Here is a 23,586-nt window from a genome sequence, read left to right as displayed (position 1 = left end):
CGGGTCGCTCATGAGTGCAGGTGCCACGTGGTATTAACTCGTGCTCCACTGGGCCTTGACGGCCACGCCATCATGTTACAAGCTCTGTGAACTAACTCACCCTGAATGTTAATTACCCGTCCGAAGGTGTTACATCAGGGTGGCCCCCGGCCCCGAAGCTCCCACCCCCCTGGAGGCACGGATGGACACGATCGACCGGCGGCGGTTCCTGGGCATGATGGGCGCCTCCGCGGCGGCCCTCACCGCGGCGCCCGCGCTCAGCGCGTGCGGCGCCGGATTCGGCGGCGGCTCCTCCGCCGGCGGCGGCTCGGCCGCCGACGAGGTCACCGGGGCCTTCGACTGGAAGCGCGCCCAGGGCAAGACGATCAAGGCACTGCTCAACAAGCACCCCTACACCGACGCCCTCATCGCCGACCTCAAGGCGTTCAGCGAGCAGACCGGCATCCAGGTCAAGTACGACGTCTTCCCCGAGGACAACTACTTCGACAAGCTGACCGTCGACCTGTCCAGCGGCCGTGCCTCCTACGACGTGTTCATGCTCGGCGCCTACATGGTGTGGCAGTACGGCCCGCCCGGATGGCTGGAGGACCTCGGCCCCTGGATGCGCAACACCGCCGCCACCTCCGCCGAGTGGGACCCGGGCGACTTCTTCCCCAACCTCCTGCAGGCCGACCAGTGGAGCCTCAAGTACGGCACCCCGCTCGGCCAGGGCGGCCAGTACGCGCTGCCCTGGGGCTGGGAGACCAACGTGGTCGCCTACAACACCGAGGTCTTCGGCAAGCTCGGCCTCAAGCCCGCCGAGACCCTCGACGAGCTGATCGAGATGGCCGCGACGATCAAGCGGAAGGCGCCCGGCGCCGGGTTCGACGGCATGTACGGGGTCGCGGTCCGCGGCTCGCGCAGCTGGGCCACCATCCACCCCGGCTTCATGACGATGTACTCCCGGTACGGCCTGAAGGACTTCGTCATGGAGGGCGGCAAGCTCAAGCCCGCCATGAACGACCCCAGGGCCGTCGAGTTCACCCGCAAGTGGGCCGACATGGTCAAGAACGGCGGCGCGCCGTCCTGGACCTCCTACACCTGGTACCAGTGCTCCAGCGACCTGGGCGCCAAGAAGGCCGCGATGCTGTTCGACGCCGACAGCGCCGCCTACTTCCAGGCCATCAAGGGCGCCAGCCCGGCGTCCGGCAAGATCGCCTTCCATCCCGGGCCCAAGGGGCCGGACGGCTCTCTGGCCACCAACATGTGGGTCTGGTCGCTCGGCATGAACGCCAAGAGCGAGAACAAGACCGCGGCCTGGCTCTTCCTCCAGTGGGCCACCGGGAAGGAGCACCTGCGCAAGGCCGCCCTGGAGGGCAACCACATCGACCCGGTGCGCAAGTCCATCAGCCAGGACGCCGCGTACAAGGACAAGATGAAGGACCTGCAGGGCTTCCTGGACACCTTCGAGGCCGTGGCCGACCAGACGAAGATCCAGTTCACCCCGCAGACGCAGTTCTTCGACGCCACCACCAGCTGGGCGGCGGCCCTCCAGGAGATCTACGGCGGCAAGGACGCGGCGGGCGTCCTGAACGGCCTGGCCAAGGACCTGGCCCCCAAGGTCGCGGGCTGACGGGGGGCGAGGGACGGGCTCATGGCGGCTCTCACCGAAACCGAGGCGGCGGCGGAGGCGGCGCCCGCGCCGGGGCGTCCGGACGCGCCGCGCCGGGTGCCCCGATGGCGGCGCTCGCTGCGGCCGTACCTCCTGATCGTGCCGGCGCTGCTGCTGACCGGCGGCATCCTCTACCCCTTCGGCCTCGGGCTCTACTACACGATCTTCGACTTCTCGGCCACCAAGCCGCAGCCGGACATGGTGGGCCTCGAGAACTACCTCACCATCGTCAAGCAGGACGCGTTCTGGCGTTCGGCGCTGGTCACCGTGATGTACGCGGTCGGCGCCACCGCCGTGGAGACGGTGCTGGGGGTCGGCGTGGCGCTGCTGCTCAACCGCGGCACGCGGCTGGGCCGGACGCTGGAGAAGGTGCTGATCCTGCCGCTGATGATCGCTCCGGTGATCGCCGCGATCATGTGGAAGCTGATGCTGCAGCCCAGCGTCGGCGTGATCAACTACCTGCTCCGGCCGTTCGGGCTCGGCGGGGTGCAGTGGACCGACACCCCCACCGGGGCGCTGCTGTCCTCGATCATGGTGGACGTCTGGGTCTACACCCCGTTCGTGGCCATCCTCGCCCTGGCCGGGCTGCGCTCGCTGCCGCGCTCCCCGTTCGAGGCGGCGGCGGTGGACGGCGCGGGCCGGTGGTTCACCTTCCGGCGGCTCACGCTGCCGATGCTGTGGCCGTACGTGCTGGTCGCGGTGATCTTCCGGTTCATGGACTCGCTCAAGGTGTTCGACATCATCTACGCGCTCACCGAGGGCGGCCCCGGCGACTCCACCGTCGTGCTGCAGATCCGCGCCTACCTGGAGGCGATCCGCTTCCAGCGGTACTCGTTCGGCATCAGCTACATGATCATCCTCTGGGCGGTGGTCTACCTGGCCTCGATGGTGCTGGTGCGTTACCTGGCCCGCGCCCAGCGACGCGCGGCGGAGGTGTCCCAGTGAGCACCGGGACGGATACCAAGACGAGCACCGGGACGAGCACCGGCAAGGGGCGCGGCGGGGCATCGCGGGGACGGCTGGTCTCCGTCGCGGCGAACGCGGCGCTGATCGCCTACTTCGTCTTCGCGCTGTTCCCCGTCGCCTGGATGGTGATCCTGTCGATCAAACCGGCCGACCAGCTGTTCAACACCTACTTCTCGTTCTCGCCCACGCTGGAGACCTACCGCACGGTGCTGGGGGCGGGCGGGGACGAGGGCGTGCCGTTCGTGCGGTTCTTCGTCAACAGCCTGGTGGTGTCGCTGGGCGCGGTGGCGCTGTCGCTGGCGATCGGCCTGCCGGCGGCGTACGCGGCGGCGCGCTGGCGGTTCCGCGGCTCGGAGAACCTCATGTTCACGCTGCTGTCGTTCCGGTTCGCCCCCGAACTGACGGTGATCATCCCGCTGTTCGTGCTCTACCAGCAGCTCGGGCTGTTCGACACCTATGTCGGGATGATCTGGGTGCTGCAGCTGGTCACGCTCCCGCTGATCGTGTGGATCATGCGGTCGTACTTCTCGGACCTGTCGCCCGAGCTGGAGCAGGCCGCGCTGCTGGACGGCTACACCCGGCGGCAGGCGTTCGTGCGGATCGCGCTGCCGCTGGTCAAACCGGGCATCGCGGCGGTCAGCCTGCTGGCGTTCATCTTCGCCTGGAACAACTTCGTCTTCCCGCTGATCCTCACCTCCTCCGAGGCGCAGACGGTCACCGTGGGCGCGCTGTCGTTCCTCGGCGGCGACCGGCCCAAGTACAACCTGACCGCCGCCGCCGCGCTGGTGTCGGTGGTGCCGCCGCTGCTGCTGGCGCTGACCATCCAGCGCTACCTGGTCCGCGGCCTGTCGTTCGGGGCGGTGAAGAGCTGATGGCCACGCTCACCCTCAAGGGACTGCGCAAGACCTACGGCAAGGTCACGGCGCTGGACGGGATCGACCTGGAGGTCGCCGACGGCGAGTTCTTCTGCCTGCTCGGCCCGTCCGGCGCGGGCAAGACCACCACGCTGAAGGCGGTCGCCGGGCTGGAGCCGCCGGACGCCGGCCGGGTCGAGATCGGCGGCGTCGACATGGACGGCGTCGAGCCCTACGACCGGGGCGTGGCGATGTGCTTCGAGAGCTACGCCCTCTACCCGCACTACACCGCGTTCGACAACATGGTCTCGCCGCTGCGCTCGCCCCGGTACCGGGTGCCCGCCGCCGAGGCGCGCGAGCGGGTCGGCCGGTTCGCCGAGCTGCTGGGCATCTCCCACCTGCTCGACCGCGGCGTGGGGGAGCTGTCCAACGGGCAGCGGCAGCGGGTGGCGCTGGGCCGGGTGCTGGTCCGCCCGGCCCGGGCGTTCCTGCTGGACGAGCCGCTGTCGCACCTGGACGCCAAGCTCCGCCAGTCGATGCGGGCCGAGCTGAAGACCATCGGCGCGGTGGAGCGCACCACGACCCTGTACGTCACGCACGACTACGTGGAGGCGCTCGGGCTCGGCGACCGGATCGGGGTGATCAGGGACGGCCGGATCGTGCAGGTCGGCACCCGCGAGCAGATCTGGAACGAGCCGGCCGACACCTTCGTCGCGCACGCGTTCGGCAAGCCCCGGATCAACCTGCTCCCCGGGGAGGTCGCCGAGGGCGGCCGGCTGCGCGCCGCCGGCGGCGAGATCGACCTGCCGTCCGGCGGGTCCGGGCTCGCCCCGGGCCGGGCGGTGACCCTCGGGGTACGGCCCCGCGACCTGGTGCTGCTGCGCGGCGCCGGCGACACGGCGCCCGAGGGCATGGCGGAGGTCCGCGCCCGCGTCTACGTGACCGAGGTCCTCGGCCGGCAGAGCGAGGTGACGGTCACCGTCGGCGACCAGAGGCTGGCGCTGGTGGTGCCGCGCGAGGACGCCGCCGGGCTCGCGCCCGAGACGCCCGTGCGGCTGGCGGTGCCGGGCCCGGACGGGCCGGGCGGCCGGACGCTGCTGTTCGACCCCGCCGACGGCGGCCGGAGGATCGCGTGATGACGGCGCACGGCGGCGGCGCCGGGGGCGGCGGCCCGTCCGGCGGCGGCCCGGCCGGGAGGCAGGAGGGGATCGCCGAGTACGTCCTGTCGGCCGGGTCGGTGCCGGCCGCGGAGCTGGCCGAGCGCTTCAAGGTCAGCCTGATGACCATCCACCGGGACCTGGACGAGCTGGAGCGGCGCGGCGTGGTGCGCAAGTTCCGGGGCGGCGCCACCGCGCAGCCCTCGGGGGTCTTCGAGAGCAACGTCGCCTACCGGCGCAAGTCGATGCTCGCGGAGAAGAACGCCGTCGCCGGGCGCGCGCTGGCGCTCGTCGAGCCCGGGATGGCGGTGATGCTCGACGACTCCACCACCGTGCTGGCGCTGGCCCGGCTGCTGGCGGGGATCACCCCGCTGACCGTCGTCACCAACTTCCTGGAGGGCCTCAACCTGCTGGCCGGCGCCCCCGGCATCCGGCTGATGGCGCTGGGCGGCGACCATGATCCGCTGCACGACTCGTTCCTGGGCATGGCCTGCGTGGAGGCGATCGAGTCGCTGAACGTCGACCTGTGCTTCGTGTCGACCTCGGCGGTCTCCGGCGGGTTCGCCTACCACCAGGAGCAGCACATCGTCTCGGTCAAGCGGGCGATGCTCGCCGCCGCCGAGCGCAACGTGCTGCTGCTCGACAACACCAAGCTGAGCCGCGTGGCCCTGCACAGGCTCGCCCCGCTCAGCGAGTTCGAGCGCGTCATCGTCGACTCGGGCGCCTCCGCCGGATCCCTGCGCGACCTGGACGAGCACAAGGTGAACTACGAGGTGGCATCCGCGTGACCCCCGCATCCGACCGTTCCCCCGCCCCTTCCCGTCCCGCCGCCCCCGCCGGCCGGGACGCCCCCGACCGGACGCCCCGCCCGGTCACGGGCGTGGTCTTCGACCTCGACGGGGTGCTCGTGGAGAGCGAGCACCTGTGGGAGGAGAGCTGGGCCGACCACACCCGCCGCCGCGGCCATGCCTGGACCCCGGCCGACACCGCCGCCGTCCAGGGCATGAGCGCCCCGGAATGGGCCCGGCACATCGCCGTGCTGCTGGGCGACCCCGGCAGCGCCGGCGAGGTCAGGGACGCCTGCGTCGGCTACATGATCGGCGCCCTGGAACGGGGAGACATCCGGCTGCTGGACGGCGCGGCCGAACTGGTCGCCGGGGTGGCGGCCCGCGTCCCGGTCGCGCTGGCCTCCTCGGCCGCCCGCCGCCTGATCGACGCCGTGCTGCCCGCGTTCGGGCTCGACCGCCACTTCACCGCCACCGTCTCCAGCGAGGAGGTGCCGCGCGGCAAGCCCGCCCCCGACGTGTACGCCGAGGCGGCCCGCCGGATCGGCACCGGCCCCGGCCAGGGCGTCGCGGTGGAGGACTCGGCCAACGGCATCCGCGCCGCGCACGCCGCCGGGCTCGCGGTGATCGCCATCCCCAACCCCGCCTACCCGCCCGCGCCCGGCGCCCTGGCGCTGGCCGCCCAGGTCGCCACCGGCCCCGGTGACGCCCGCGAGCGGATCCTCGCCCTGATCGAGCACGGACTCCCGGCGCCGGAGGGGGACGCCCCATGACCACGGAGTACGAGACCCATGGCTGACCTCGCGCTGCGCGCGCTGCGCAAGACCTACTCCCGCAAGGGCCGCCCGGACGTTGAGGCGGTCCGGGGCATCGACCTGGAGATCCCCTCGGGCGAGATGCTCGGGCTGCTCGGCCCGTCCGGCTGCGGCAAGAGCACCACCCTCCGGATGATCGCCGGGCTGGAGGAGGTGACCGGCGGCGACATCGTCGTCGCCGGCTCCTCGGTGGCCGGGCTGCCGCCGCAGCGCCGCAACATCGGCGTCGCGTTCGAGAACTACGCGCTCTACCCGCCGCTGACCGTGGCGGAGAACCTGGCCTTCGGGCTGGCCGCGCGGCGCCGCGGCGACCGCCGGGAGATCGCCGCGCGGGTCCGGGCGATGGCCGAGCGGATCGAGATCACCGAGCTGCTGGACGCCAAGCCCGGCGGCCTGTCCAGCGGGCAGAAGCAGCGGATCGCGCTGGCCCGCGCGCTGGTCCGCGAACCCGACGTGCTGCTGCTGGACGAGCCGCTGTCCCACCTGGACGCCGCGCAGCGCGACACCACCCGCCGCGAGCTCAAGCGGCTCCAGAGCGACCTGGGGTACACCACCATCCTGGTCACCCACGACCAGGAGGAGGCGCTGTCGCTGGCCGACCGGATCGCGGTGATGAAGGACGGGGAGATCCAGCAGATCGGCACCCCGGACGAGATCTACGACGCGCCCGCCACCCTCTTCGTGGCCGACTTCGTGGGCGAGCCCGCGATCAACCTGCTGCCCGGCACCGTCACCGCCGCCGCTGGGGACGGGGACGGGCCCGGCGGGGACGGCAGGGGCGGGCTGAGACTGTCGGAGTCCGTACGGGTCCCGCTCCCGGCCGGGATCGACCTGGAACCCGGCCGGGCGGTGGTGCTCGGCGTCCGCCCCGAGGACGTCGCGCCGTCCGGGGAGGCCGACGCCGACCTGCGCGGGACCGTCGTGGTGTACGAGCCGCTGCTGGAGATGGGCCTGGCCACCGTGCGCCTGGAAGGCGTGGACCGGCCCCTGCTCGTCCAGACCGACCCGGCCGTCCGGCTGGAGCGGGACCAGACCGTCCACCTGCGGCTGGACCCTCGCCGCAGCCACCTCTTCGATGCCGAGACCCAGAAGGCCATCACCCGAACGGAGCGCCGATGACCATCCTTGCCGCGGGCGACCATTTCGTCCGCACCGACCTGCTCACCGGCGCGCTGCGCGCCGAGCTGGGCGGCGGCCCGGACGGCGGGCCCGCCATCCGGGAGCTGACCCTGCCCTGGCCGGTGGAGCCGTTCGGCCGGGTCGCCGAGGTGGACGAGGCGTCCGGCACCGAGGACCTCATGATCGAGGCGGTCGGCGGGATCGAGGTGGCCGTCACCCAGATGGCGCCGTTCACCCGCAAGGTCCTGGAGAACGCCCCGGGGCTGCGGCTGGTCGTGGTCAGCCGGGGCGGCCCCGTCAACGTCAACGTCGAGGCGGCCACCGAGCGCGGGATCCGGGTGTGCTACGCCCCCGGCCGCAACGCCACCGCGACCGCCGAGTTCACCGTCGGGATGCTGCTGGCCACGCTGCGCCGCATCCCCGAGACGCACGCCGCGCTCGCGCTGCGCGGGGAGTGGGCGAGCGACTACTACACCTACGAGAAGTGCGGGCTGGAGATCGAGGGCACGACCGTCGGCCTGGTGGGCTGCGGCGCGATCGGCGGGCGGGTCGCCCGGATCCTGGCCGCCTTCGGGGCAGAGGTCCTCATCTTCGACCCGTACGCCCCCGCCGACGTCCCGGGCGAACGGGTCGGCTCCCTGGACGAGCTGATGAGCCGGGCCCGGATCGTCTCGCTGCACGCCCGGGTCACCCCCGAGACGCGCGGGCTGATCGGCGCCCGCGAGATCGGGCTGATGCCGCGCGGCTCCGTGCTGGTCAACGTCGCCCGCGGCCCGCTGCTGGACTACGACGCGCTCTGCGACGCGCTGGAGTCCGGGCAGCTCATGGGCGCGGGCCTGGACACCTTCGCGGTGGAGCCGCCGCCGCCCGGCGCGCGGATCTTCGACGTTCCCAACCTGGTCATGACCCCTCACCTGGGCGGGGCCAGCCGCGCGGTCGCCGAGAAGGCCGCCCGGATCGTCGCCGCCGAGGTCGGCCGGTACCGGCGCGGAGAGCCGCTGGCACACTGCCTCAATCCGTGATCGGGTGAGCGCACCCTCCGTCCACCCCAGGTCAGCCCAGGCCCGCCGCTCCGGGCCCCACCCCCAGGCACCCACCAGGAGGCCGTGATGTTCATCGGGATCGACGCGGGCACGTCCGTGGTCAAGGCCGCCGCCTTCGACGAGGACGGGCGGATCCGCCGGGTCGAGGCCACGCCGGTCGGCCTGGAGATGCGGGACGGCCGTGTCGAGCAGGACGTCGACGCGGTGTACGGCGCGGTCGAGCAGGTCGTGCACCGGCTGGTCGCGTCCCTGCCCGCGCCGCCCCGGCTGGCCGGCCTGACCGGCCAGGGCGACGGGCTCTGGCTGGTGGACGCCGCCGCCCGGCCGGTGCGCCCGGCGGTGTCGTGGATGGACGGCCGCGCCACCGGCCTGCTCGCCGAGTGGACGGCCGCCGGCGTGGCCGAGGAGGTGTACCGCCGCACCGGCGCCGCCATGTTCCCCGGCTGCCCGGCCCCGCTCCTGGCCTGGATGGACCGGTACGAACCCGAGTCGCTGGACGCCGCCGCCACCGCCGCGTACTGCAAGGACGTCATCTTCCAGCGCTTCACGGGGATCCGCGCCACCGACGTCTCGGACACCTCGATGCCGTTCCTGGACCAGCGCTCCCGCGACTACGAGCGCGACGCCATCGAGGCGTGCGGGCTGACGCACCGCGCCGGGCTGCTCGCCCCGGTCGAGGACCCGCTGCCCGCCGGGCCGAGCCTGCCGGGCACCGGGCTGCCGGCGGGGACGCCGGTGGCGGGCGGCCCGTTCGACCTGTCGGCCTGCGCGCTCGGCGCGGGGATCACCGAGCCCGGCGACGGGCTGCTGATCATCGGGACCACCCTGGCCTGCCAGGTCGTGACCGACCGGCTCGACCTGGACGGCGAGCCCGCCGGCTTCCACCTGGCGACGACGCGGCCCGGGCGGTGGCTGCGGGCGATGCCCGCGATGGTCGGGACGGCCGCGCTCGACTGGACGCTGAAGACCACCGGGCTGCGGCACGAGGCGGTCTCCGGGCTGCTCGGCGACTCCCCGCCGGGCGCGCACGGCGTCGGCGTGCTGCCCTACTTCGCCCCCTCCGGCGAGCGCGCGCCGTTCGTGGAACCGGCGGCCCGCGCCGAGTTCACCGGCGTCAGCCTGGAGACCACCCCGGCCGACCTGGTCCGCGCCACCTGCGAGGGCATCGCCTACGCGGCGCGGCACTGCCTGGACGCCGCCGGGCTCACCGGCGAGCTGGCCGTCTGCGGCGGGGGCACCCGGAGCGAGGCGTGGCTGCGGCTGTTCGCCGACGTGCTGGGCCGTCCGATCCGGACCGCCTCCGGGGAGGTCGGGGCGCGCGGCGCGGTGCTGGCCGCCGCGGAACGCTTCGAGGTACCGCTCGACACGAAGGCGTGGACCGCGGCCTCGGCCCATTACGAGCCCGACCCCGGCCGCGCGGCCTTCTACGAGGAGGGCTACGCGCGCTACCTCGATCGCGTCGCCACGGCCCGCGAACGCTGGGGACGGGGTGCCTGAGCCGCCGCCGGGCCCGGTCACGATCGGCGTCGACGTCGGCACGACCGGGCTCAAGGCGGTGGCGCTCGACGAGCGCGCCCGGGTGGTCGCCGAGCACGCCGTCCGCTACCCGACCCGGCTCGCGGGCACGGCGGCCGAGCAGGACGCCGAGGTCTGGTGGGCGGCGGCCCGCACGGCGCTGTCCCGGGTGACCGGCGCGTGCGGCACCGGCGTCACGGGGGTCGCGGTGACCGGCCAGGCGCCGACCCTGGTCGCGGTCGACCGGCGCGGCGACCCGCTGGGGCCCGCGCTGACCTGGATCGACCGGCGGGCCATGGCGGAGGCGCGGGAGATCGGCGACCTGCTGGGCCCGGTCCGCAACGGCCCCGACCCGTTCTTCGGCACGGCCAAGCTGCTGTGGTGGACCCGGCACCGCCCGGCGGAGATCGACCGGGCCGCGGCCGTGCTGCACGCCAACGGGTTCCTGGTCGGCCGCCTCACCGGGGCCCGCACCCTCGACGCGTCCGGCGCCTGCCTGATGCAGGGCTGGGACGACGGCTGGCCCGCGGCGCTGGAACGCCACGGGGTGCCGGTCGGGCTCCTGCCCGAGGCCGTGCCGTCCCTGGCCCTGGTCGGCGAGGTCACCGGCGAGGCCGCCGCCCGCACCGGGCTGCCCGCGGGAACGCCGGTCGCCGCGGGCGGGATCGACGCCCTCGGATCGGCGCTGGAGGCGGGCCTGCTGGGCCCCGGCGACCCGCTCGCCGAGATGACCGGCTTCTCCACGGTGAGCATGCTGGCGGTGCCGCGCGGCACGCACGTCCCGGGGCTCCTGCACACCCGGCACTGCGTGGACGGCGCCGACCTCGTCCTCACCGCGCAGGTGTCCACCGGCGCCGTGGTCGACTGGGTCCGGGACCTGACCGGCGGCGCCGCGGAGCTGCTGGAGTCCGCGCCGCTGCTGGCACGTCCCCGGCCGGGCCGGCTCCTGGTGGTGCCGTCGTTCGCCGGGGAGCGCACGCCGACCTGGGACGCCCGCGCCCGCGGCGCCGTCATCGGGCTCGACCTGGCCACCGACGCCCGCGACCTCCTCCTCGCGGTGTTCGAGGGCACCGCCTTCGCCCTGCGCGCCGACCTGGACCTGCTGGAACGCGCCGGGCTGCCGGTGACCTCGGTGACCTGCACCGGCGGCGGGGCCCGGAGCGAGGCGTGGCTGCGGATCAAGGCGGACGTGCTGGACCGCCCGATCCGGGTGCCGGTCACCGGTCACGGCGCCGCCGCCGGCGCCGCCATGATGGCGGGCCTGGCGACCGGCGTGTGGTCCGCGCCCGGGGAACTGCGCGGCCTGACCGCCGCCACCGCGCGCACCCACCGCCCCGATCCCGCGCGCGCCGCCCTCTACGCCGCGCGCTTCGACCTCTTCCAGCGGCTGCGCGAGACCCTGCCGCCGCTCGGCCGCCCGCTGCTCGCGCCGCCACCAGAACTCGGGGATCACCAGTAGTGACACAGGAGGCACCAGTGCATCCGTCCACCCCCCGCCCGAGAACGACCCGCCCCCCAAGACCCCTCCTCGCGTTCGCCGCCGTCCTGGCCGCCGCCGCCCTCCTCGTCTCCGGCCTCGCCGCGCCGGCCCGTCCCGCCGCCGCCCGCGCGGACGGCGCCGGCAAGGCCCGTGCCGGCATGGCCGGCCCCGGCATGGTCGGCGAGCATCCGACGGTCTTCGGCCACCGCGGAGCCGCCGGATACCGTCCCGAGCACACGTCCGGGTCGTACGAGCTGGCCGTGCAGATGGGCGCCGACTACATCGAGCCCGACCTCGTCCCGACCAAGGACGGGGAACTGGTCGCCCGGCACGAGAACGAGATCGGCGGCACGACCGACGTCGCCCGCCGGGCCGAGTTCGCCGACCGCAGGACCACCAAGACGATCGACGGCAGGAAGGTCACCGGCTGGTTCACCGAGGACTTCACCCTGGCCGAGCTGAAGACCCTCCGCGCCGTGGAACGGCTGCCCGAGGCACGCCAGCACAACACCCTCTACGACGGCCGTTACCCGCTGATGACCCTCCAGGAGATCATCGACCTTGCCGAACGGCTGGGCCGTGAGCACAAGCGCACCGTCGGGGTCTTCCCCGAGACCAAGCACCCGACCTACTTCCGCTCGATCGGGCTCCCGCTGGAGGAGCCGCTGATCCGGACCGTCAAGCGCAACGGCCTGGACCGGCCCGACGGGCGGCTGGTCGTGCAGTCGTTCGAACCCACCAGCCTGCGGCGGCTCACCCGGGAGCTGCGCGTCACCGCCCTCCAGGCCATCTCGACCTCGGGCGCCCCCTACGACACCGTCGCCGCCGGCCACGGGCCCACCTTCGCCGACATGACCACCCCGGCCGGGCTCCGCGAGATCCGCACCTACGCCGACTGGATCGGACCGGACAAGCGGCTGGTGATCCCGCTGCGCGAGGACGGCTCGCTCGGCGCGCCCACCACGCTGGCCCGCGACGCCCATGCCGCCGGGCTGAGGATCTCCGCCTACACGTTCCGCAACGAGAACCAGTTCCTGCCCGCCGGCCTGCGGACCGGCACCGACCCGAACGCCTACGGCCGGGCGTTCGAGGAGTACGCCGCGTACTTCCGGGCCGGCCTGGACGCGGTGGTGAGCGACAACCCCGACACGGCCGTGATCGCCCGCGAGGCGCTGCGCGAGCGCACCGCCTCCTAGAACCGCCTCCCAGAGCGGCGCGGCGGGTCGCCGGCCCCTGATCGTTCCGGGCCGGCGATCCGCCGCATATCGGCGGAAAACCCGACGCCGCCGGGGGAAGATGGACCCATGGACGAGGACGGCGCACGGGCGGGCGGTGGACGGTCCGGGGGGCGGCGCGGCCCGGCCCCGCGGCAGGAGGCGATCGCCGAGCACGTGCTGTCGGCCGGTTCGGCGACCGCGGCGGAGCTGGCGGACCGGTTCGGGGTCAGCCTGATGACCATCCACCGGGACCTGGACGAGCTGGAGCGGCAGGGCGTCGTTCGCAAGTACCGCGGCGGGGTGACCGCCCAGCCCTCGGGGGTGTTCGAGAGCAACGTCGCCTTCCGCCGCAAGGCGATGCAGGCCGAGAAGGAAGCGGTGGCCCGCCGCGCGCTGGAGCTGATCGAGCCGGGCATGGCGGTGATGCTCGACGACTCCACCAGCGTGCTGGCCGTGGCCCGGCGGCTGGCCGGGATCACCCCGCTGACCGTCGTCACCAACTTCCTGGAAGGGCTCAACCTGCTGGCGGGCGTCCCCGGCATCCGGCTGATGGCGCTCGGCGGCGACTACGACCCGCTGCACGACTCGTTCCTCGGGGTCTCGTGCGTGGAGGCGATCGAGTCGCTCACCGTGGACCTGTGCCTGGTGTCCACCTCCGCCGTGTCCGGCGGGTTCGCCCACCACCAGGAGCAGCACATCGTCGCGGTCAAGCGCGCCATGCTCGCCTCGGCCGCCCGCAACGTCCTGCTGCTGGACCACTCCAAGCTCGGCCGCGTCGCGCTGCACCGGCTCGCCCCGCTCAGCGCGTTCGACCGCGTCATCGTCGATTCCGGGGCGTCGGGCGAGGCGCTGCGCGACCTGGACGAGCACAAGGTGGACTACGAAGTGGCCGCTCCCTGAGCGCCTCGGGCGCACGCGCGGCCGGCCGCGCGCTCACCCGGCCACGACCACGAACCGTCCCCGGTAGGCGTCGCGGTCGACGGCCGCGTCGGACTTGCGCGACGGGCTGAGCCCGACGAGCCTGAGCACGTGCCCGCCGACCCGGACGAGCCTGTCGTCGCGGGCCCGCCCCTCGCCGTCCGCCGGTCCGTCCCCGCCGCGTGCCGGGGCGCGCATCACCGTGTGCAGCTCGTGCTCGCGTGCCGCGGGGGACCTCCCGGTCTCCGTGACGCCGACGACCACGGTCGCGTCGCCCTGCCAGTAGCACTCGACGTCGGACGGGCAGCGCCCGTCGTTCCGGACGTCCCGCAGGGTGACGGTCAGGCCGGCCTCCGGAAGGCGGGCCGTGCCTCCGATCGCCAGCGTGAACGTCCGGCCGGGCTTCACCTCCGCGGTCGGGGAGCGGTCGGCGGGGCCCGAGCCCGGACGACCGCCCGCCGCGCCGCCGCAGGCTCCTGCCAGGGTGATCGCCGTGGCCACCGGCACCGCGAGCAGGGTTCGACGTGACCTCATCCGCCTACGACGCGGGCGGCCCGCCCGCCGTTCCCCGGGGGCGACCCGTACCGGGAGGTCCCTTGCGGCGGGCTCGTTCCCGTTCGCTCCCTTGGCGGTCAAAAGGCACGGCCGCGCCGGGTTCGCACGCGTCCTGGCCTGGGGTGTCCCCGGCTCAGTACCTTTCCCGGGCGCGCGGTGTCCGCCGGCGACGGTCGCAGGGGAGTGCCGCGGGAAGGGAACCGGCCCATGGCCGCCTGTGGAACGAGGAGGAGGCGTGTCTCCGGTCCGCTCGGAGCCGCCGCCGTCCTGGTGCCGATGCTGGCCGCGGTGCCCACGGCCGCCCCCGCGCCCCGCGAGGTCGCCGCGGCCGTGGCGGCACCGGGGGCCCGCGGCGCCCCCGCTCTCGACGGCCCCGCGATCGACGGCCCCGCGCCGGCCGTTCCCGGGCAGGCCGTACGGGGGGAGGCGGCACGGCGGGGGACGGTGCCGATCGTCGTCGGGCACCGCGGAGCCCCCGGCCACCGCCCCGAGCACACCCTGGCCTCCTACGAGCTGGCGGTGCGGATGCGCGCCGACTACATCGAGCCGGACGTGGTCCCCACCAAGGACGGGCACCTGGTGGCGCGGCACGAGAACGAGATCGGCCGGACGACCGACGTCGCCCGGCACCCCGAGTTCGCCCGCCGCCGCACCACCAAGACGATCGACGGCAGGAAGGTCACCGGCTGGTTCACCGAGGACTTCACCCTCGCCGAACTCAGGACCCTCCGCGCGGTCGAGCGGATGCCCGGCCTGCGCCCGCGCAACACCCGGTACGACCGGCGCTTCCGGATCCCGACCGTGCAGGAGGTCGTCGACCTCGCCGGGCGGCTCGGCCGCAGGCACGGCAGGCGCGTCGGGATCTTCCCCGAGGTCAAGCACCCGACCTACTTCCGGTCGATCGGCCTCCCGCTGGAGGGCAGGCTCGCCGCGCTCCTCAGGCGCAACGGCCTGAACCGCCCCGACGGGCGGGTCATCGTCCAGTCCTTCGAACCGGCCGCCCTGCGCAGGCTCGACAGGGCGCTGAACGTCACGATCCTGCAGAGCATCGCCCCCTCCGGCGCCCCGTACGACACGGTCGCGCGCGGGGCGGGCCCCACCTTCGACGAGATGGTCACCCCGGAGGGGCTCAAGGAGATCGGCACCTACGCCGACTGGATCGCCCCCGAGAAGGGACGGGTGATCCCCCTGCGGGCGGACGGCTCGCTCGGGACGCCGACCTCGCTGGTGCCGGACGCGCACGCCGCCGGGCTCAAGGTCGCCGCCTACACCTTCCGCGACGAGAACCGGTTCCTGCCGGCGGACCTGCGTGACGGCACCGCGCCGGGCGCCCGCGGCCGGGCCCTCAGGGAGTACGACCTCTTCTACAGGACGGGCATCGACGGGCTGTTCAGCGACCATCCCGGCACGGCCGTCCTCGCCCGGACCAGGTACCTGGCGACCGAGGCATAGGGCGTCAGCCGCCGTCCGCGCGCGGTCCCCGCCGCCAGCCGCCGAGGACCTCCTCCACGGTGGCGCGGATGCGGTCCCGGGCCTCCCGGCGCGGGACGCCCGCCATCAGCAGGTCGTCATAGTCGGTGTCCAGGTGGCGGACGGAGGCGGCGACCGCCAGGCGCACGGCGTCCGGGTCCAGCTCCCGGCCCGCCGCCGACCGGCCGACCCGGCCACTGCCGCGCAGGCCCGCGTGGACGGCGATCGCCTCCGCGCGGGCGGGCGGGCAGCCGGGGAAGAGCCGCACGATCTCGGCGGCCATCCGGTCCTGGAACTCCCCGTCCTGGTGAGCGCGGCGCTCCCGGTCCCGTTCGCGGCGGCGGGCCCGGGCGTCCTCGTCGGCCAGGCACTGCTCCTCGGCCCGGGCCAGGGCCTCCTCCTCGACCAGGACGCCGCGGCGCTCGTAGCGCTTGCGGCGGCGGTTGAGCCGGACGACGACCGCCGACAGCCCGCTCTCCTTCTTCGCGCGCCGGCTGAGCGCGGCGTTCCCGGACGGCAGGAAGACCAGATGGTCCAGGTCGGCGCAGGCCAGGCAGAGCGGCTCGTCGTCCTCCATGACCAGGAGGTCGCCGGTGCCGCGGCAGGTGGCGCAGGCCCACGCCTCCAGCGCCTGGACCGCCACCAGGTCGGGCGCCTTGTTCTGGCGCGCGGCGAGGCGCTCGCGCCGCGCCGGGGACAGGTCGGGGGAGAGCCAGTGCGTGCGGCAGGCGCGCTCGGTGGCCGCGTCGCCGCGTTCGGTGAAACGGAGCGGCCTGCGGTCGCGGGTGGCGGCGACGTAGGCGGCCTCCGAGGGCTCCAGGCCCTGGCGGGCGGCCCAGGACCCGAGTGCCCGGAGCGCGCCGTCGACCTTGTCGGGCCGTACGGGCAGGGCCGCCTCCAGGGGGTCGAGCCTTCCCTGCCGCCACTCGTCCACCCGCGCGGCGGTGAGCCAGCCGATCTGCTGGAACACCTCGATCGCGGAGACGGAGTGCGAACGCCGCAGGAGCGTTCCCGCGGCCTCGTCGACCCTGCGCGCCAACCGGGTCTCCTGCACCTCGCTCACGGTCGGCAACGTTAGCGGAGCCGGCGGCGGGACGTGGCCGGACCGCCGTCCGGTCCCGCGACGCGCCGCCCGATCCGGACGACGCGTGGCGGGACGGCCACGTTCCGTAATGTGATCTTGTGGAAGGGGCTCGGGGGGAGGGCACCCGCTGGTCGGGGCCCGGCGGGTTGAGGGTCGCGGCCGTACGCCTGGCCGGGGCCCACCGGGTGTGGGCGTCCTTCGCGGGCGTGCCGCCGGGGGTCCAGGCCGCGTTCCTGGTGACGGACGGCGGCGCGTTCGTGGGGCGGGGCTACTACACCTCGGTCGAGGAACTGGCCGAGGTCGTCGACCTCGCCGCCCTCAAGCCCGGCTGACCCCGGCCGGGGACTTGCCCGCGGCCCCGCGGGCGTGTAAACGTTTACATGAATCGTTTCCGCAGGCGGAGGGAGGGGCCATGGCGAGCGTGAAGGACGTCGCGCGGCACGCGGGCGTGTCGGTCGCCACGGTCTCGCGCGTGCTGAACGACAGCGTCCCGGTCCTGCCCGGCACCCGCGACCGGGTCCTGGCGGCGGTCGCCGAGCTCGGCTACCGGCCCAACGCGGTGGCCCGCTCGCTGCGCACCGACGCCACCCGCACGATCGGGCTGGTGATCGGCGACATCCTCAACCCGTTCTTCACCGAGCTCGCGCGGGCCGTCGAGGACCAGGCGCGGGCGCTCGGCTACTCCGTCGTGATCGGGAACGCCGACGAGCGGCCCGACCGGCAGGACCACTACGTCGGGACCCTGCTGGAACGGCGGGTGGACGGGCTGCTGCTGTGCCCCACCGCGGAGGTCACGCCGCTGGTGCGCGACATGGTCCGGGACGGCCGGCCGCTGGTCTTCCTCGACCGGACCCTGCCCGGCCTCGACGTGCCTGCGGTCCGCGTGGACGGCGGCGCGGCCATCGCCGAGCTGGTGCGCCACCTGTGCGCCCTCGGGCACCGGCGGGTGGCGTTCATCACCGGGCCGGCGTTGCTGTCCACGGGCCGGGAGCGGACCGAGGCGTTCACCGCGGCGATGCGCGCGCACGGCCTCCCGGTGCGCCCGGAGTACCTGGAGGCCGGGGACTTCCAGGCGGCCAGCGGGCGGGCGGGGGCGGCCCGGCTGCTCGACCTGCCCGAACCACCGGACGCGATCTTCGTCGGGGACAACCTGATGGCCCTGGGCGCCCTCGACGAGATCCGGGCCAGGGGGCTGCGGATCCCCGCGGACGTGGCGCTGGCCTGCTACGACGACCTGCCCTGGTTCACCCACCTGGACCCGCCGGTCACCGCCGTCGCCCAGCCGGTGCGGGAGCTCGGGCGGCGCGCCGTCCGCGTGCTGGCCGAACGGATGGAGGGCCGGCCGGTGTCCTCGGTGGTGCTGCCCGCCCGGCTGGTGGTCCGCCGTTCCTGCGGCGAGCGGGACGGCGGCGTCCCGGCATGACCGGCCGCGACGGCCGTACGAGAACAACGCAGAAGGAGGCGCCGTGTCCGAGCAGCCTGGATCTCAACGGCCTGGATCTCAACGGCTTGAAGTGGTCGTCGTGGGCTCGGTCAACGCCGACCTGGTGGTCGGCGTGGAGCGGCGGCCGTCGGCCGGCGAGACCGTGCTCGGGTCCGACCTGGTCACCTATCCGGGGGGCAAGGGGGCCAACCAGGCCGTCGCCGCCGCGCGGCTGGGCGGCCGGGTCGGCATCCTCGGCCGGGTCGGCGACGACGGGCACGGGGAACTGCTCCGCGGGTCGCTGGCCGGCGCGGGCGTGGACCTCGGCCACCTGACGGTCACGCCCGGGCCCACCGGGGTCGCGCTCATCACCGTCGATCCGGACGGCGACAACAGCATCATCGTCTCTCCGGGGGCCAACGCCCGGCTCCTGCCGCCGGACGTGGAACGGGCCCGGGCCATGCTCGCCGGTGCCTCGGTGGTGTCGTTCCAGCTGGAGATCCCGATCGAGACGGTCGAGGCGGCGGCCCGCACCGCCGCGGACGCCGGGGCGCGGGTGGTGCTCAACCTCTCGCCGCCGGCGCCGCTGCCCGGCGGGCTCGCGGAACTGTGCGACCCGCTCGTGGTGAACGAGCACGAGGCGGCCTTCCTGCTCGGCCACCGCGGCGAGCCGGCCGTCCTGGCCAAGGAACTGCTCGGCCGCGGCCCGCGTTCGGTGCTGGTCACGCTGGGGGCGGACGGGGCTCTGGTCGCCGACGCCTCCGGGGTGACCGCCGTCGCCTCGCCCCGGGTCGAGGCCGTGGACACCACGGGCGCGGGCGACGCGTTCACCGCCGCGCTCTGCCTGCGCCTGGCCCGTGGCGACGCCCTCGCCGACGCCGCCCGGTACGCCGCCCGCGTCGGCGCGGCGGCCGTCCGCCGGCCGGGCGCGCAGAGCTCCTTTCCCGGGGCGGACGAGGAACTCCCCGCCTGACCCGGTCGGAGCGCCGCGTTCAGTCTCCCGTCCGCGCCTTCGAGGAGGGCGCCGCGCGGCGTCGCCCGCGAAGCAGGACCAGTGCGGCGATGACCGCGACGGCCGCCGCGGCCAGCGCCCCGGCGGCCACCGGGGAGCGGCCGAAGATCTCCAGCCAGCCCCACACCACCGCGTAGCCGCCGACCACCCACGGGGGCGTCCACAGCGCCGAACCGAGCGCCGAGGCCGCGACGTAGCGGGGGAGGGGCATGCGCGCGGCCCCCGCGCAGATGGGGATGGCGTGCCGCAGCCCGGCGACCCAGTGCGCGCCGAAGACGGCCACCGCGCCGCGCCGCGCGACCATGCCCTCGACCTTGCGGACGCGCTGCTCCCCGATCCGGCGGACCGGGCGGGAGGTGTAGAGCCGGTCACCGAGCCCGCGGCCGATCCAGTAGTAGACCTGCCCCCGCACGAAGATGATCAGCACGGCGGCGATGACGCCCAGCCACAGCGGCATGCCCCAGAAGGTGTCACGCATGGACCGGTGCCTCGTCCGGTCGCGGGGGCACAACGCCGCTCACGACGCCGGTCACGGTGGTGATCACTGCGGTGGCCGCGGTTCGAGGTCGACGGCCCGGGCGCGCAGCCGTTCCAGCTCCGCGGCGGCGTCGGCGACGTCCTCGCCGAGGTCGTAGAGGCTGAACAGGTAGAGGTCGTCGGCCGTCTCGATCTCCAGCAGCCGGGTGTGCAGGAGGACCCGGCGTCGCTCGTCCACGCGGATCGCCGCCACCTCCGCCCACGGGATCCGGCGCCGCCTCGCGTACCCGCTGACGACCGTCACGGCGGCGGCGTCGGCCGCGACCCGTACCGGGGCGACCACGTCGCGCAGCGCCAGCGCGGCGAGCCCGGCGGTGGCGACGGTGGCCAGCACCACGAACGGCCGGTCGTGCCAGGACAGGGCCGCCACGGCGGCGAACGCCGCGACGGCGGCGGCCTTCAGAGCGAGATGCGCGCGCGGCACGCGCCAGCGCCGCTCCGCTCCGGTGTCGTCGCTCACGGGCTCCACGTTATCCGGGGCCGCGGGCGGGCGAGCACGGGGTGCCCGCCGGACGGCCGACGCTCCACCGCTGTAGTTCCGGCCGTGGAGTTCCGGTGGTGGAGTTCCGCCCGGGTAGTTCGAACGGCGTAGTTCTGTCCCTGTGATTCCAGGGCGAGGCTGTCCGGGGGGTTATAGTCCGCTAGGTCGTGATCCGCCGAATATTTCGGGACGGGTGTTCGGTAGCGTCGGGACCATGCGACTCGGCGTGCTGGACGTGGGCTCGAACACGGTTCATCTGCTGGTGGTGGACGCGCACCGCGGAGCGCGCCCGCTCCCCGCGTTCTCCCACAAGGCGGAGCTTCAGCTGGCGGCCCACCTGGAGGACGGCGACCGGCTGTCGGACGAGGGCGAGCGCCTGCTGCACGACTTCGTCGACGAGGCGCTCCAGGTCGCCGAGGACAAGGGCGTGGAGGACCTGGTCGCGTTCGCCACCTCGGCCGTGCGGGACGCCGCCAACGGTGAGGAGATCCTGGAGCGGCTCCGCGACCGGGCGGAGGTCGACATCGCGGTACTGTCCGGCGAGGAGGAGGCCCGGCTGACCTTCCTGGCGGTACGGCGCTGGTTCGGCTGGTCGTCGGGCCGGCTGCTGGTGGTCGACATCGGCGGCGGCTCGCTGGAGATCGCGACGGGCATCGACGAGGACCCGGACGTGTCCCTCTCGCTGCCGCTGGGCGCGGTCCGGCTCACCCGCGACTGGTTCACCGGCGACCCGGTCCCCGCCGACGAGGCGCGCAAGCTGCGCCGGCACGTGCGCGCGGAGATCGCCCGGCATGTCGGCGAGGTGGCCCGGTACGGGCCGCCCGACCACGCCGTGGCCACGTCCAAGACCTTCAAGCAGCTCGCGCGGATCGCCGGGGCCGCGGCCTCCTCGGAGGGCCCGTACGTCAAGCGGGAGATCCGCCATGGAGATGTCACCGAATGGGCCGAGAAACTGGCCCAGATGTCCCCCACGGAGCGGGCCGGGCTGCCGGGGGTCTCGGAGCGCCGCGTCCCGCAGCTGCCCGCGGGCGCCATCGTCGCCGACGCCGCGATGGACCTGTTCGGCGTCTCCCGCCTGGAGGTCTGCCCCTGGGCCCTGCGCGAGGGCGTGATCCTCCGCAGGCTCGACATGATCACCGGCTGAGGCGCCAGAGTTCGGGCGAAAGTTGACCTTTTCCGGCCTCCCTTCGTCCGGTCCCCGCGCTGCCATCGCGTTCTGACCTCTGCCATTCTGTGCATCTGGGTGGGTCCAGGCGCCGTTCGGACACGGCGGCCGACCGGCGGGGGACCCGGGCGGCGAGAGGTGAACGCCAATGGACGACCGACCTTCGCGGCCCGGAACGGGCACGGCGGGGCCGCGCGGACTGGGGCCGCAGGACCCCACCCGGGTGGGCTCCTACGAGCTCGACGCGAAGATCGGCGAGGGCGGGATGGGCGCGGTCTACCTCGGCCGCGGCCCCGACGGGCGCCAGGTCGCGGTGAAGGTGGTGCGTCCCGAGCTGGCGGGCGACCGCGCCTTCGTCGCCCGGTTCGGCGACGAGTGCCGCAACGCCGAGCGCGTCGCGTCGTTCTGCACGGCGCAGGTCCTCGGCCACGGCCAGGACCTGGGCATGGCCTACATGGTCACCGAGTACATCGAGGGGCCGTCGCTCCTGCAGCACATCGTCGACCACGGCACGCTGTCGCCGGGGATGCTGCACGGCGTCGCGGTCGGCGTGGCCGCCGCGCTGGTCGCCATCCACGCCGCCGGGCTGGTGCACCGCGACCTCAAGCCCAGCAACGTGCTGCTGTCCATCTCGGGCCCGCGGGTGATCGACTTCGGGATCGCGCGGGCGCTGGACATGGCCACCTCCCACACCCGGACCGGCCAGGTCGTGGGCACCCCGGGCTACATCGCGCCCGAGCAGATCCTCACCCAGGAGGTCACCCCGGCGATCGACGTCTTCGCCTGGGGCTGCCTGGTGGCCTACGCCGCCAACGGGCGGAACCCGTTCGGCGAGGGCTCTCTGCAGATCATGGTCGGCCGGGCCCTGCACGGGGCGCCCGAGCTGGGCGCCCTCACCGAGCCGCTCGCGAGCCTGGTCCAGGCCGCCCTCCGCAAGGACCCCCAGACGCGCCCGACCGCCCGCGACCTCCTGCTCAGCCTGGTGGGCGGCGCCGCGTCCGAAGCGGCCGTGACCACCACGCTCGGCGAGAGCTGGGCGTCCCCGACCGTCGTGGGGTCCCCGGGGGGCGCGGCGTCCGACCCCGTCCCGCCCTCGCCGGGCACGCCGCCCGCCGCGAACCGGGTCCCGCCCGCGGACCCCGCGGGGCGGACGGTCACCGACCCGGCGTCGCGGGCCCGTATGCCGGCTCCGGCTCCGTCCCCGCCGCCTAGCCCGCCCAACCCGCCCGGCCCGACGAGCCCGTACGACCCGGCGAGCCGGTACGGCCGGACGAGCCCGGCGAGCCCGGCGAGCCCGAATCCGATGAGCCCGGCGGGTCCGGCGGCGCTCACCGACGTCCTGGACGGGCCGACCGGCACGACCACGACGCGGCGCCCGCGCCGCAAAGGCGCCCGGGTGGCGGGCGCGGCCATGCTGGCGGCGGTGCTCGCGGCCGGAGGCGGATATCTCCTGGCGGAGTTGGCCGGCGGCGACGGCAAGGGAGCGTCGGCGTCATCGCCCCCGGCCGACCGGATGTTCGTCCGCGTCGACACCGCGCCCGGCTGGCCCGGTGACTGCAAGGCCGACATCGGCACCTACACGCCGGGGCAGGCCGCTCCGGTCACCATCGTGCCCGGGAACACCTGCGACACCCTCCCCGAGCGGTCCCCGGCCGATCCCGGCAAGCTCGCCTTCACCCGCAGGAACGGTGGCCGCGTCGAGGCGTGGGTGGTGAACGCGGACGGCGGCGGCGCGCGGCGGATCACCGACCGGCTCTCCGGCGGCAGGGTGACCTGGTCGCCGGACGGGAAGCGGCTGGCCTTCATGGTCCGGGACGGGGCGGTCCGGCAGATCTTCACGATCACGATCGGGGAGTCCGAGCCGCGCCGGCTCACCACCGACCCCGCCGACAAGGACGATCCGATGTGGTCGTCCACCGGGCGGCTGGTCTACTGGAGCAAGCAGGGCGGGGCCGAGCAGCTCTACTCGCTCGATCCGAGCCGGCCGGAGGCGCCGCCGGCCAGGCTCACCCGGGACGGGGTGCGGTCGGTCGACCCCGAGTGGTCCCCGGACGGCAAGATGATCGCCTTCACCCGCGGCGTCTACCCGAACGGGCACCTGTGGGTGATGAACGCCGACGGTACCGGCGCCCGGCAGCTCACCAAGGGACCGGCGCACGAGATGGACGCCGCGTGGTCGCGCGACGGCCGGTGGGTCGCCTACACGCGCGGCCCCTACGAGTCGCCGGAGCTGCGCGTGATCCGCGTCGACGGCACGGGCGACCGTCCGTTCGGCCCCGCGAACGGCGTGGTCGGCCACGCCAACTGGTCGTAGCCCCGACCGGCCGCGCCGCCGGTCG

22 protein-coding genes are annotated in these 23,586 nt (G+C 74.5%); 18 read left to right on the top strand and 4 right to left on the bottom strand.

Annotated features, from left to right (window positions below; translation table 11 throughout):
• The first annotated feature begins 181 nt into the window (after positions 1-181).
• The 12 genes from IW256_RS23870 to IW256_RS23815 all read left to right on the top strand — a co-directional run bounded on the left by IW256_RS23870 (position 182) and on the right by IW256_RS23815 (position 13,502).
• Positions 182-1,612, top strand: coding sequence for an ABC transporter substrate-binding protein (locus IW256_RS23870; RefSeq protein WP_197013099.1), 1,431 nt, complete (start codon positions 182-184; stop codon positions 1,610-1,612).
• 21 nt (positions 1,613-1,633) lie between these two features.
• The gene (locus IW256_RS23865; RefSeq protein WP_197013098.1) at positions 1,634-2,596 is read left to right on the top strand and encodes a carbohydrate ABC transporter permease; all 963 of its coding nucleotides are present in this window, start codon (positions 1,634-1,636) and stop codon (positions 2,594-2,596) included.
• Entirely contained in the window at positions 2,593-3,489 is an 897-nt protein-coding gene (locus IW256_RS23860) for a carbohydrate ABC transporter permease (protein WP_307829024.1), read from the top strand. The genes IW256_RS23865 and IW256_RS23860 overlap by 4 nt, the downstream gene beginning before the upstream one ends.
• Positions 3,489-4,607: an ABC transporter ATP-binding protein gene (locus tag IW256_RS23855; RefSeq protein WP_197013097.1), complete on the top strand. Its 1,119-nt coding sequence runs from the start codon at positions 3,489-3,491 to the stop codon at positions 4,605-4,607. Before IW256_RS23860 ends, IW256_RS23855 begins: the two co-directional genes overlap by 1 nt.
• On the top strand, positions 4,607-5,416 hold the full coding sequence (locus tag IW256_RS23850) for a DeoR/GlpR family DNA-binding transcription regulator (RefSeq protein ID WP_197013096.1): 810 nt from the start codon (positions 4,607-4,609) through the stop codon (positions 5,414-5,416). The genes IW256_RS23855 and IW256_RS23850 overlap by 1 nt, the downstream gene beginning before the upstream one ends.
• A complete protein-coding gene (locus IW256_RS23845; protein ID WP_307829023.1) occupies positions 5,413-6,186 on the top strand; it encodes an HAD family hydrolase in 774 nt (257 codons plus the stop codon). The genes IW256_RS23850 and IW256_RS23845 overlap by 4 nt, the downstream gene beginning before the upstream one ends.
• Positions 6,187-6,204: 18 nt before the next feature.
• Positions 6,205-7,347 carry an ABC transporter ATP-binding protein gene (locus tag IW256_RS23840; RefSeq protein ID WP_197013095.1) on the top strand — a complete coding sequence of 381 codons (1,143 nt, stop codon included), beginning with the start codon at positions 6,205-6,207 and terminating at the stop codon, positions 7,345-7,347.
• Positions 7,344-8,369 carry a 2-hydroxyacid dehydrogenase gene (locus IW256_RS23835; protein ID WP_197013094.1) on the top strand — a complete coding sequence of 342 codons (1,026 nt, stop codon included), beginning with the start codon at positions 7,344-7,346 and terminating at the stop codon, positions 8,367-8,369. The genes IW256_RS23840 and IW256_RS23835 overlap by 4 nt, the downstream gene beginning before the upstream one ends.
• A gap of 87 nt (positions 8,370-8,456) precedes the next feature.
• Positions 8,457-9,887 carry an FGGY-family carbohydrate kinase gene (locus IW256_RS23830; RefSeq protein WP_197013093.1) on the top strand — a complete coding sequence of 477 codons (1,431 nt, stop codon included), beginning with the start codon at positions 8,457-8,459 and terminating at the stop codon, positions 9,885-9,887.
• Complete coding sequence (locus IW256_RS42815) at positions 9,880-11,364, top strand: xylulokinase (RefSeq protein WP_197013092.1); 1,485 nt, start codon at positions 9,880-9,882, stop codon at positions 11,362-11,364. The genes IW256_RS23830 and IW256_RS42815 overlap by 8 nt, the downstream gene beginning before the upstream one ends.
• Positions 11,365-11,381: 17 nt before the next feature.
• Positions 11,382-12,581 (top strand): glycerophosphodiester phosphodiesterase, encoded by a 1,200-nt coding sequence (locus IW256_RS23820; RefSeq protein ID WP_307829022.1) that lies wholly within the window; start codon positions 11,382-11,384, stop codon positions 12,579-12,581.
• Between the two features lie 108 nt (positions 12,582-12,689).
• Positions 12,690-13,502 (top strand): DeoR/GlpR family DNA-binding transcription regulator, encoded by an 813-nt coding sequence (locus IW256_RS23815; RefSeq protein WP_197013091.1) that lies wholly within the window; start codon positions 12,690-12,692, stop codon positions 13,500-13,502.
• A 33-nt stretch (positions 13,503-13,535) separates the two neighbouring features.
• On the opposite strand, the gene IW256_RS23810 is transcribed toward IW256_RS23815, so the two are convergent.
• Entirely contained in the window at positions 13,536-14,054 is a 519-nt protein-coding gene (locus IW256_RS23810; protein WP_197013090.1) for a hypothetical protein, read from the bottom strand.
• 228 nt (positions 14,055-14,282) lie between these two features.
• Here IW256_RS23810 and IW256_RS23805 point away from each other — a divergent pair, with 228 nt between their 5' ends.
• Entirely contained in the window at positions 14,283-15,527 is a 1,245-nt protein-coding gene (locus tag IW256_RS23805) for a glycerophosphodiester phosphodiesterase family protein (protein ID WP_231403903.1), read from the top strand.
• A 4-nt stretch (positions 15,528-15,531) separates the two neighbouring features.
• Here IW256_RS23805 and IW256_RS23800 read toward each other — a convergent pair whose 3' ends face one another.
• Positions 15,532-16,608 carry a DUF2293 domain-containing protein gene (locus IW256_RS23800; protein WP_197013089.1) on the bottom strand — a complete coding sequence of 359 codons (1,077 nt, stop codon included), beginning with the start codon at positions 16,606-16,608 and terminating at the stop codon, positions 15,532-15,534.
• Between the two features lie 119 nt (positions 16,609-16,727).
• On the opposite strand from IW256_RS23800, the gene IW256_RS23795 reads away from it, so the two are divergent.
• The 3 genes from IW256_RS23795 to IW256_RS23785 all read left to right on the top strand — a co-directional run bounded on the left by IW256_RS23795 (position 16,728) and on the right by IW256_RS23785 (position 19,025).
• Complete coding sequence (locus IW256_RS23795; RefSeq protein ID WP_197013088.1) at positions 16,728-16,961, top strand: hypothetical protein; 234 nt, start codon at positions 16,728-16,730, stop codon at positions 16,959-16,961.
• 80 nt (positions 16,962-17,041) lie between these two features.
• Positions 17,042-18,052 (top strand): LacI family DNA-binding transcriptional regulator, encoded by a 1,011-nt coding sequence (locus IW256_RS23790; RefSeq protein WP_197013087.1) that lies wholly within the window; start codon positions 17,042-17,044, stop codon positions 18,050-18,052.
• Between the two features lie 100 nt (positions 18,053-18,152).
• Positions 18,153-19,025: a ribokinase gene (locus IW256_RS23785; RefSeq protein WP_307829021.1), complete on the top strand. Its 873-nt coding sequence runs from the start codon at positions 18,153-18,155 to the stop codon at positions 19,023-19,025.
• Positions 19,026-19,044: 19 nt separating this feature from the next.
• Here the strand turns inward: IW256_RS23785 and IW256_RS23780 are convergent, their stop codons facing one another.
• Both IW256_RS23780 and IW256_RS23775 read right to left on the bottom strand, forming a co-directional pair.
• A complete protein-coding gene (locus tag IW256_RS23780) occupies positions 19,045-19,542 on the bottom strand; it encodes a DedA family protein (protein ID WP_197013085.1) in 498 nt (165 codons plus the stop codon).
• 63 nt (positions 19,543-19,605) lie between these two features.
• Positions 19,606-20,061, bottom strand: a complete 456-nt coding sequence (locus IW256_RS23775; RefSeq protein WP_307829020.1) for a PH domain-containing protein — start codon at positions 20,059-20,061, stop codon at positions 19,606-19,608.
• A 235-nt stretch (positions 20,062-20,296) separates the two neighbouring features.
• Between IW256_RS23775 and IW256_RS23770 the strand changes: the two genes are divergently transcribed.
• Together IW256_RS23770 and IW256_RS23765 are read left to right on the top strand one after the other, a co-directional pair.
• Positions 20,297-21,226: a Ppx/GppA family phosphatase gene (locus tag IW256_RS23770; protein WP_197013084.1), complete on the top strand. Its 930-nt coding sequence runs from the start codon at positions 20,297-20,299 to the stop codon at positions 21,224-21,226.
• Positions 21,227-21,395: 169 nt separating this feature from the next.
• Positions 21,396-23,561: a protein kinase domain-containing protein gene (locus IW256_RS23765; RefSeq protein ID WP_197013083.1), complete on the top strand. Its 2,166-nt coding sequence runs from the start codon at positions 21,396-21,398 to the stop codon at positions 23,559-23,561.
• Positions 23,562-23,586: the final 25 nt, after the last annotated feature.

The organism is Actinomadura viridis, from assembly GCF_015751755.1.
Taxonomy (GTDB): Bacteria; Actinomycetota; Actinomycetes; order Streptosporangiales; family Streptosporangiaceae; genus Spirillospora; species Spirillospora viridis.
The sequence above is the reverse complement of the archived record's forward strand: the minus strand, read 5'-3'. Positions and strand labels throughout refer to the sequence as shown.

What these genes read in the sequence shown, in the direction of transcription:
- IW256_RS23870 (WP_197013099.1), top strand. Translation starts at nt 182, where the DNA reads ATGGACACGATCGACCGGCGGCGGTTCCTGGGCATGATGGGCGCCTCC.
- IW256_RS23865 (WP_197013098.1), top strand. Translation starts at nt 1,634, where the DNA reads ATGGCGGCTCTCACCGAAACCGAGGCGGCGGCGGAGGCGGCGCCCGCG.
- IW256_RS23855 (WP_197013097.1), top strand. Translation starts at nt 3,489, where the DNA reads ATGGCCACGCTCACCCTCAAGGGACTGCGCAAGACCTACGGCAAGGTC.
- IW256_RS23850 (WP_197013096.1), top strand. Translation starts at nt 4,607, where the DNA reads ATGACGGCGCACGGCGGCGGCGCCGGGGGCGGCGGCCCGTCCGGCGGC.
- IW256_RS23840 (WP_197013095.1), top strand. Translation starts at nt 6,205, where the DNA reads ATGGCTGACCTCGCGCTGCGCGCGCTGCGCAAGACCTACTCCCGCAAG.
- IW256_RS23835 (WP_197013094.1), top strand. Translation starts at nt 7,344, where the DNA reads ATGACCATCCTTGCCGCGGGCGACCATTTCGTCCGCACCGACCTGCTC.
- IW256_RS23830 (WP_197013093.1), top strand. Translation starts at nt 8,457, where the DNA reads ATGTTCATCGGGATCGACGCGGGCACGTCCGTGGTCAAGGCCGCCGCC.
- IW256_RS23815 (WP_197013091.1), top strand. Translation starts at nt 12,690, where the DNA reads ATGGACGAGGACGGCGCACGGGCGGGCGGTGGACGGTCCGGGGGGCGG.
- IW256_RS23810 (WP_197013090.1), bottom strand. Translation starts at nt 14,054, where the DNA reads ATGAGGTCACGTCGAACCCTGCTCGCGGTGCCGGTGGCCACGGCGATC.
- IW256_RS23805 (WP_231403903.1), top strand. Translation starts at nt 14,283, where the DNA reads ATGGCCGCCTGTGGAACGAGGAGGAGGCGTGTCTCCGGTCCGCTCGGA.
- IW256_RS23790 (WP_197013087.1), top strand. Translation starts at nt 17,042, where the DNA reads ATGGCGAGCGTGAAGGACGTCGCGCGGCACGCGGGCGTGTCGGTCGCC.
- IW256_RS23780 (WP_197013085.1), bottom strand. Translation starts at nt 19,542, where the DNA reads ATGCGTGACACCTTCTGGGGCATGCCGCTGTGGCTGGGCGTCATCGCC.
- IW256_RS23770 (WP_197013084.1), top strand. Translation starts at nt 20,297, where the DNA reads ATGCGACTCGGCGTGCTGGACGTGGGCTCGAACACGGTTCATCTGCTG.
- IW256_RS23765 (WP_197013083.1), top strand. Translation starts at nt 21,396, where the DNA reads ATGGACGACCGACCTTCGCGGCCCGGAACGGGCACGGCGGGGCCGCGC.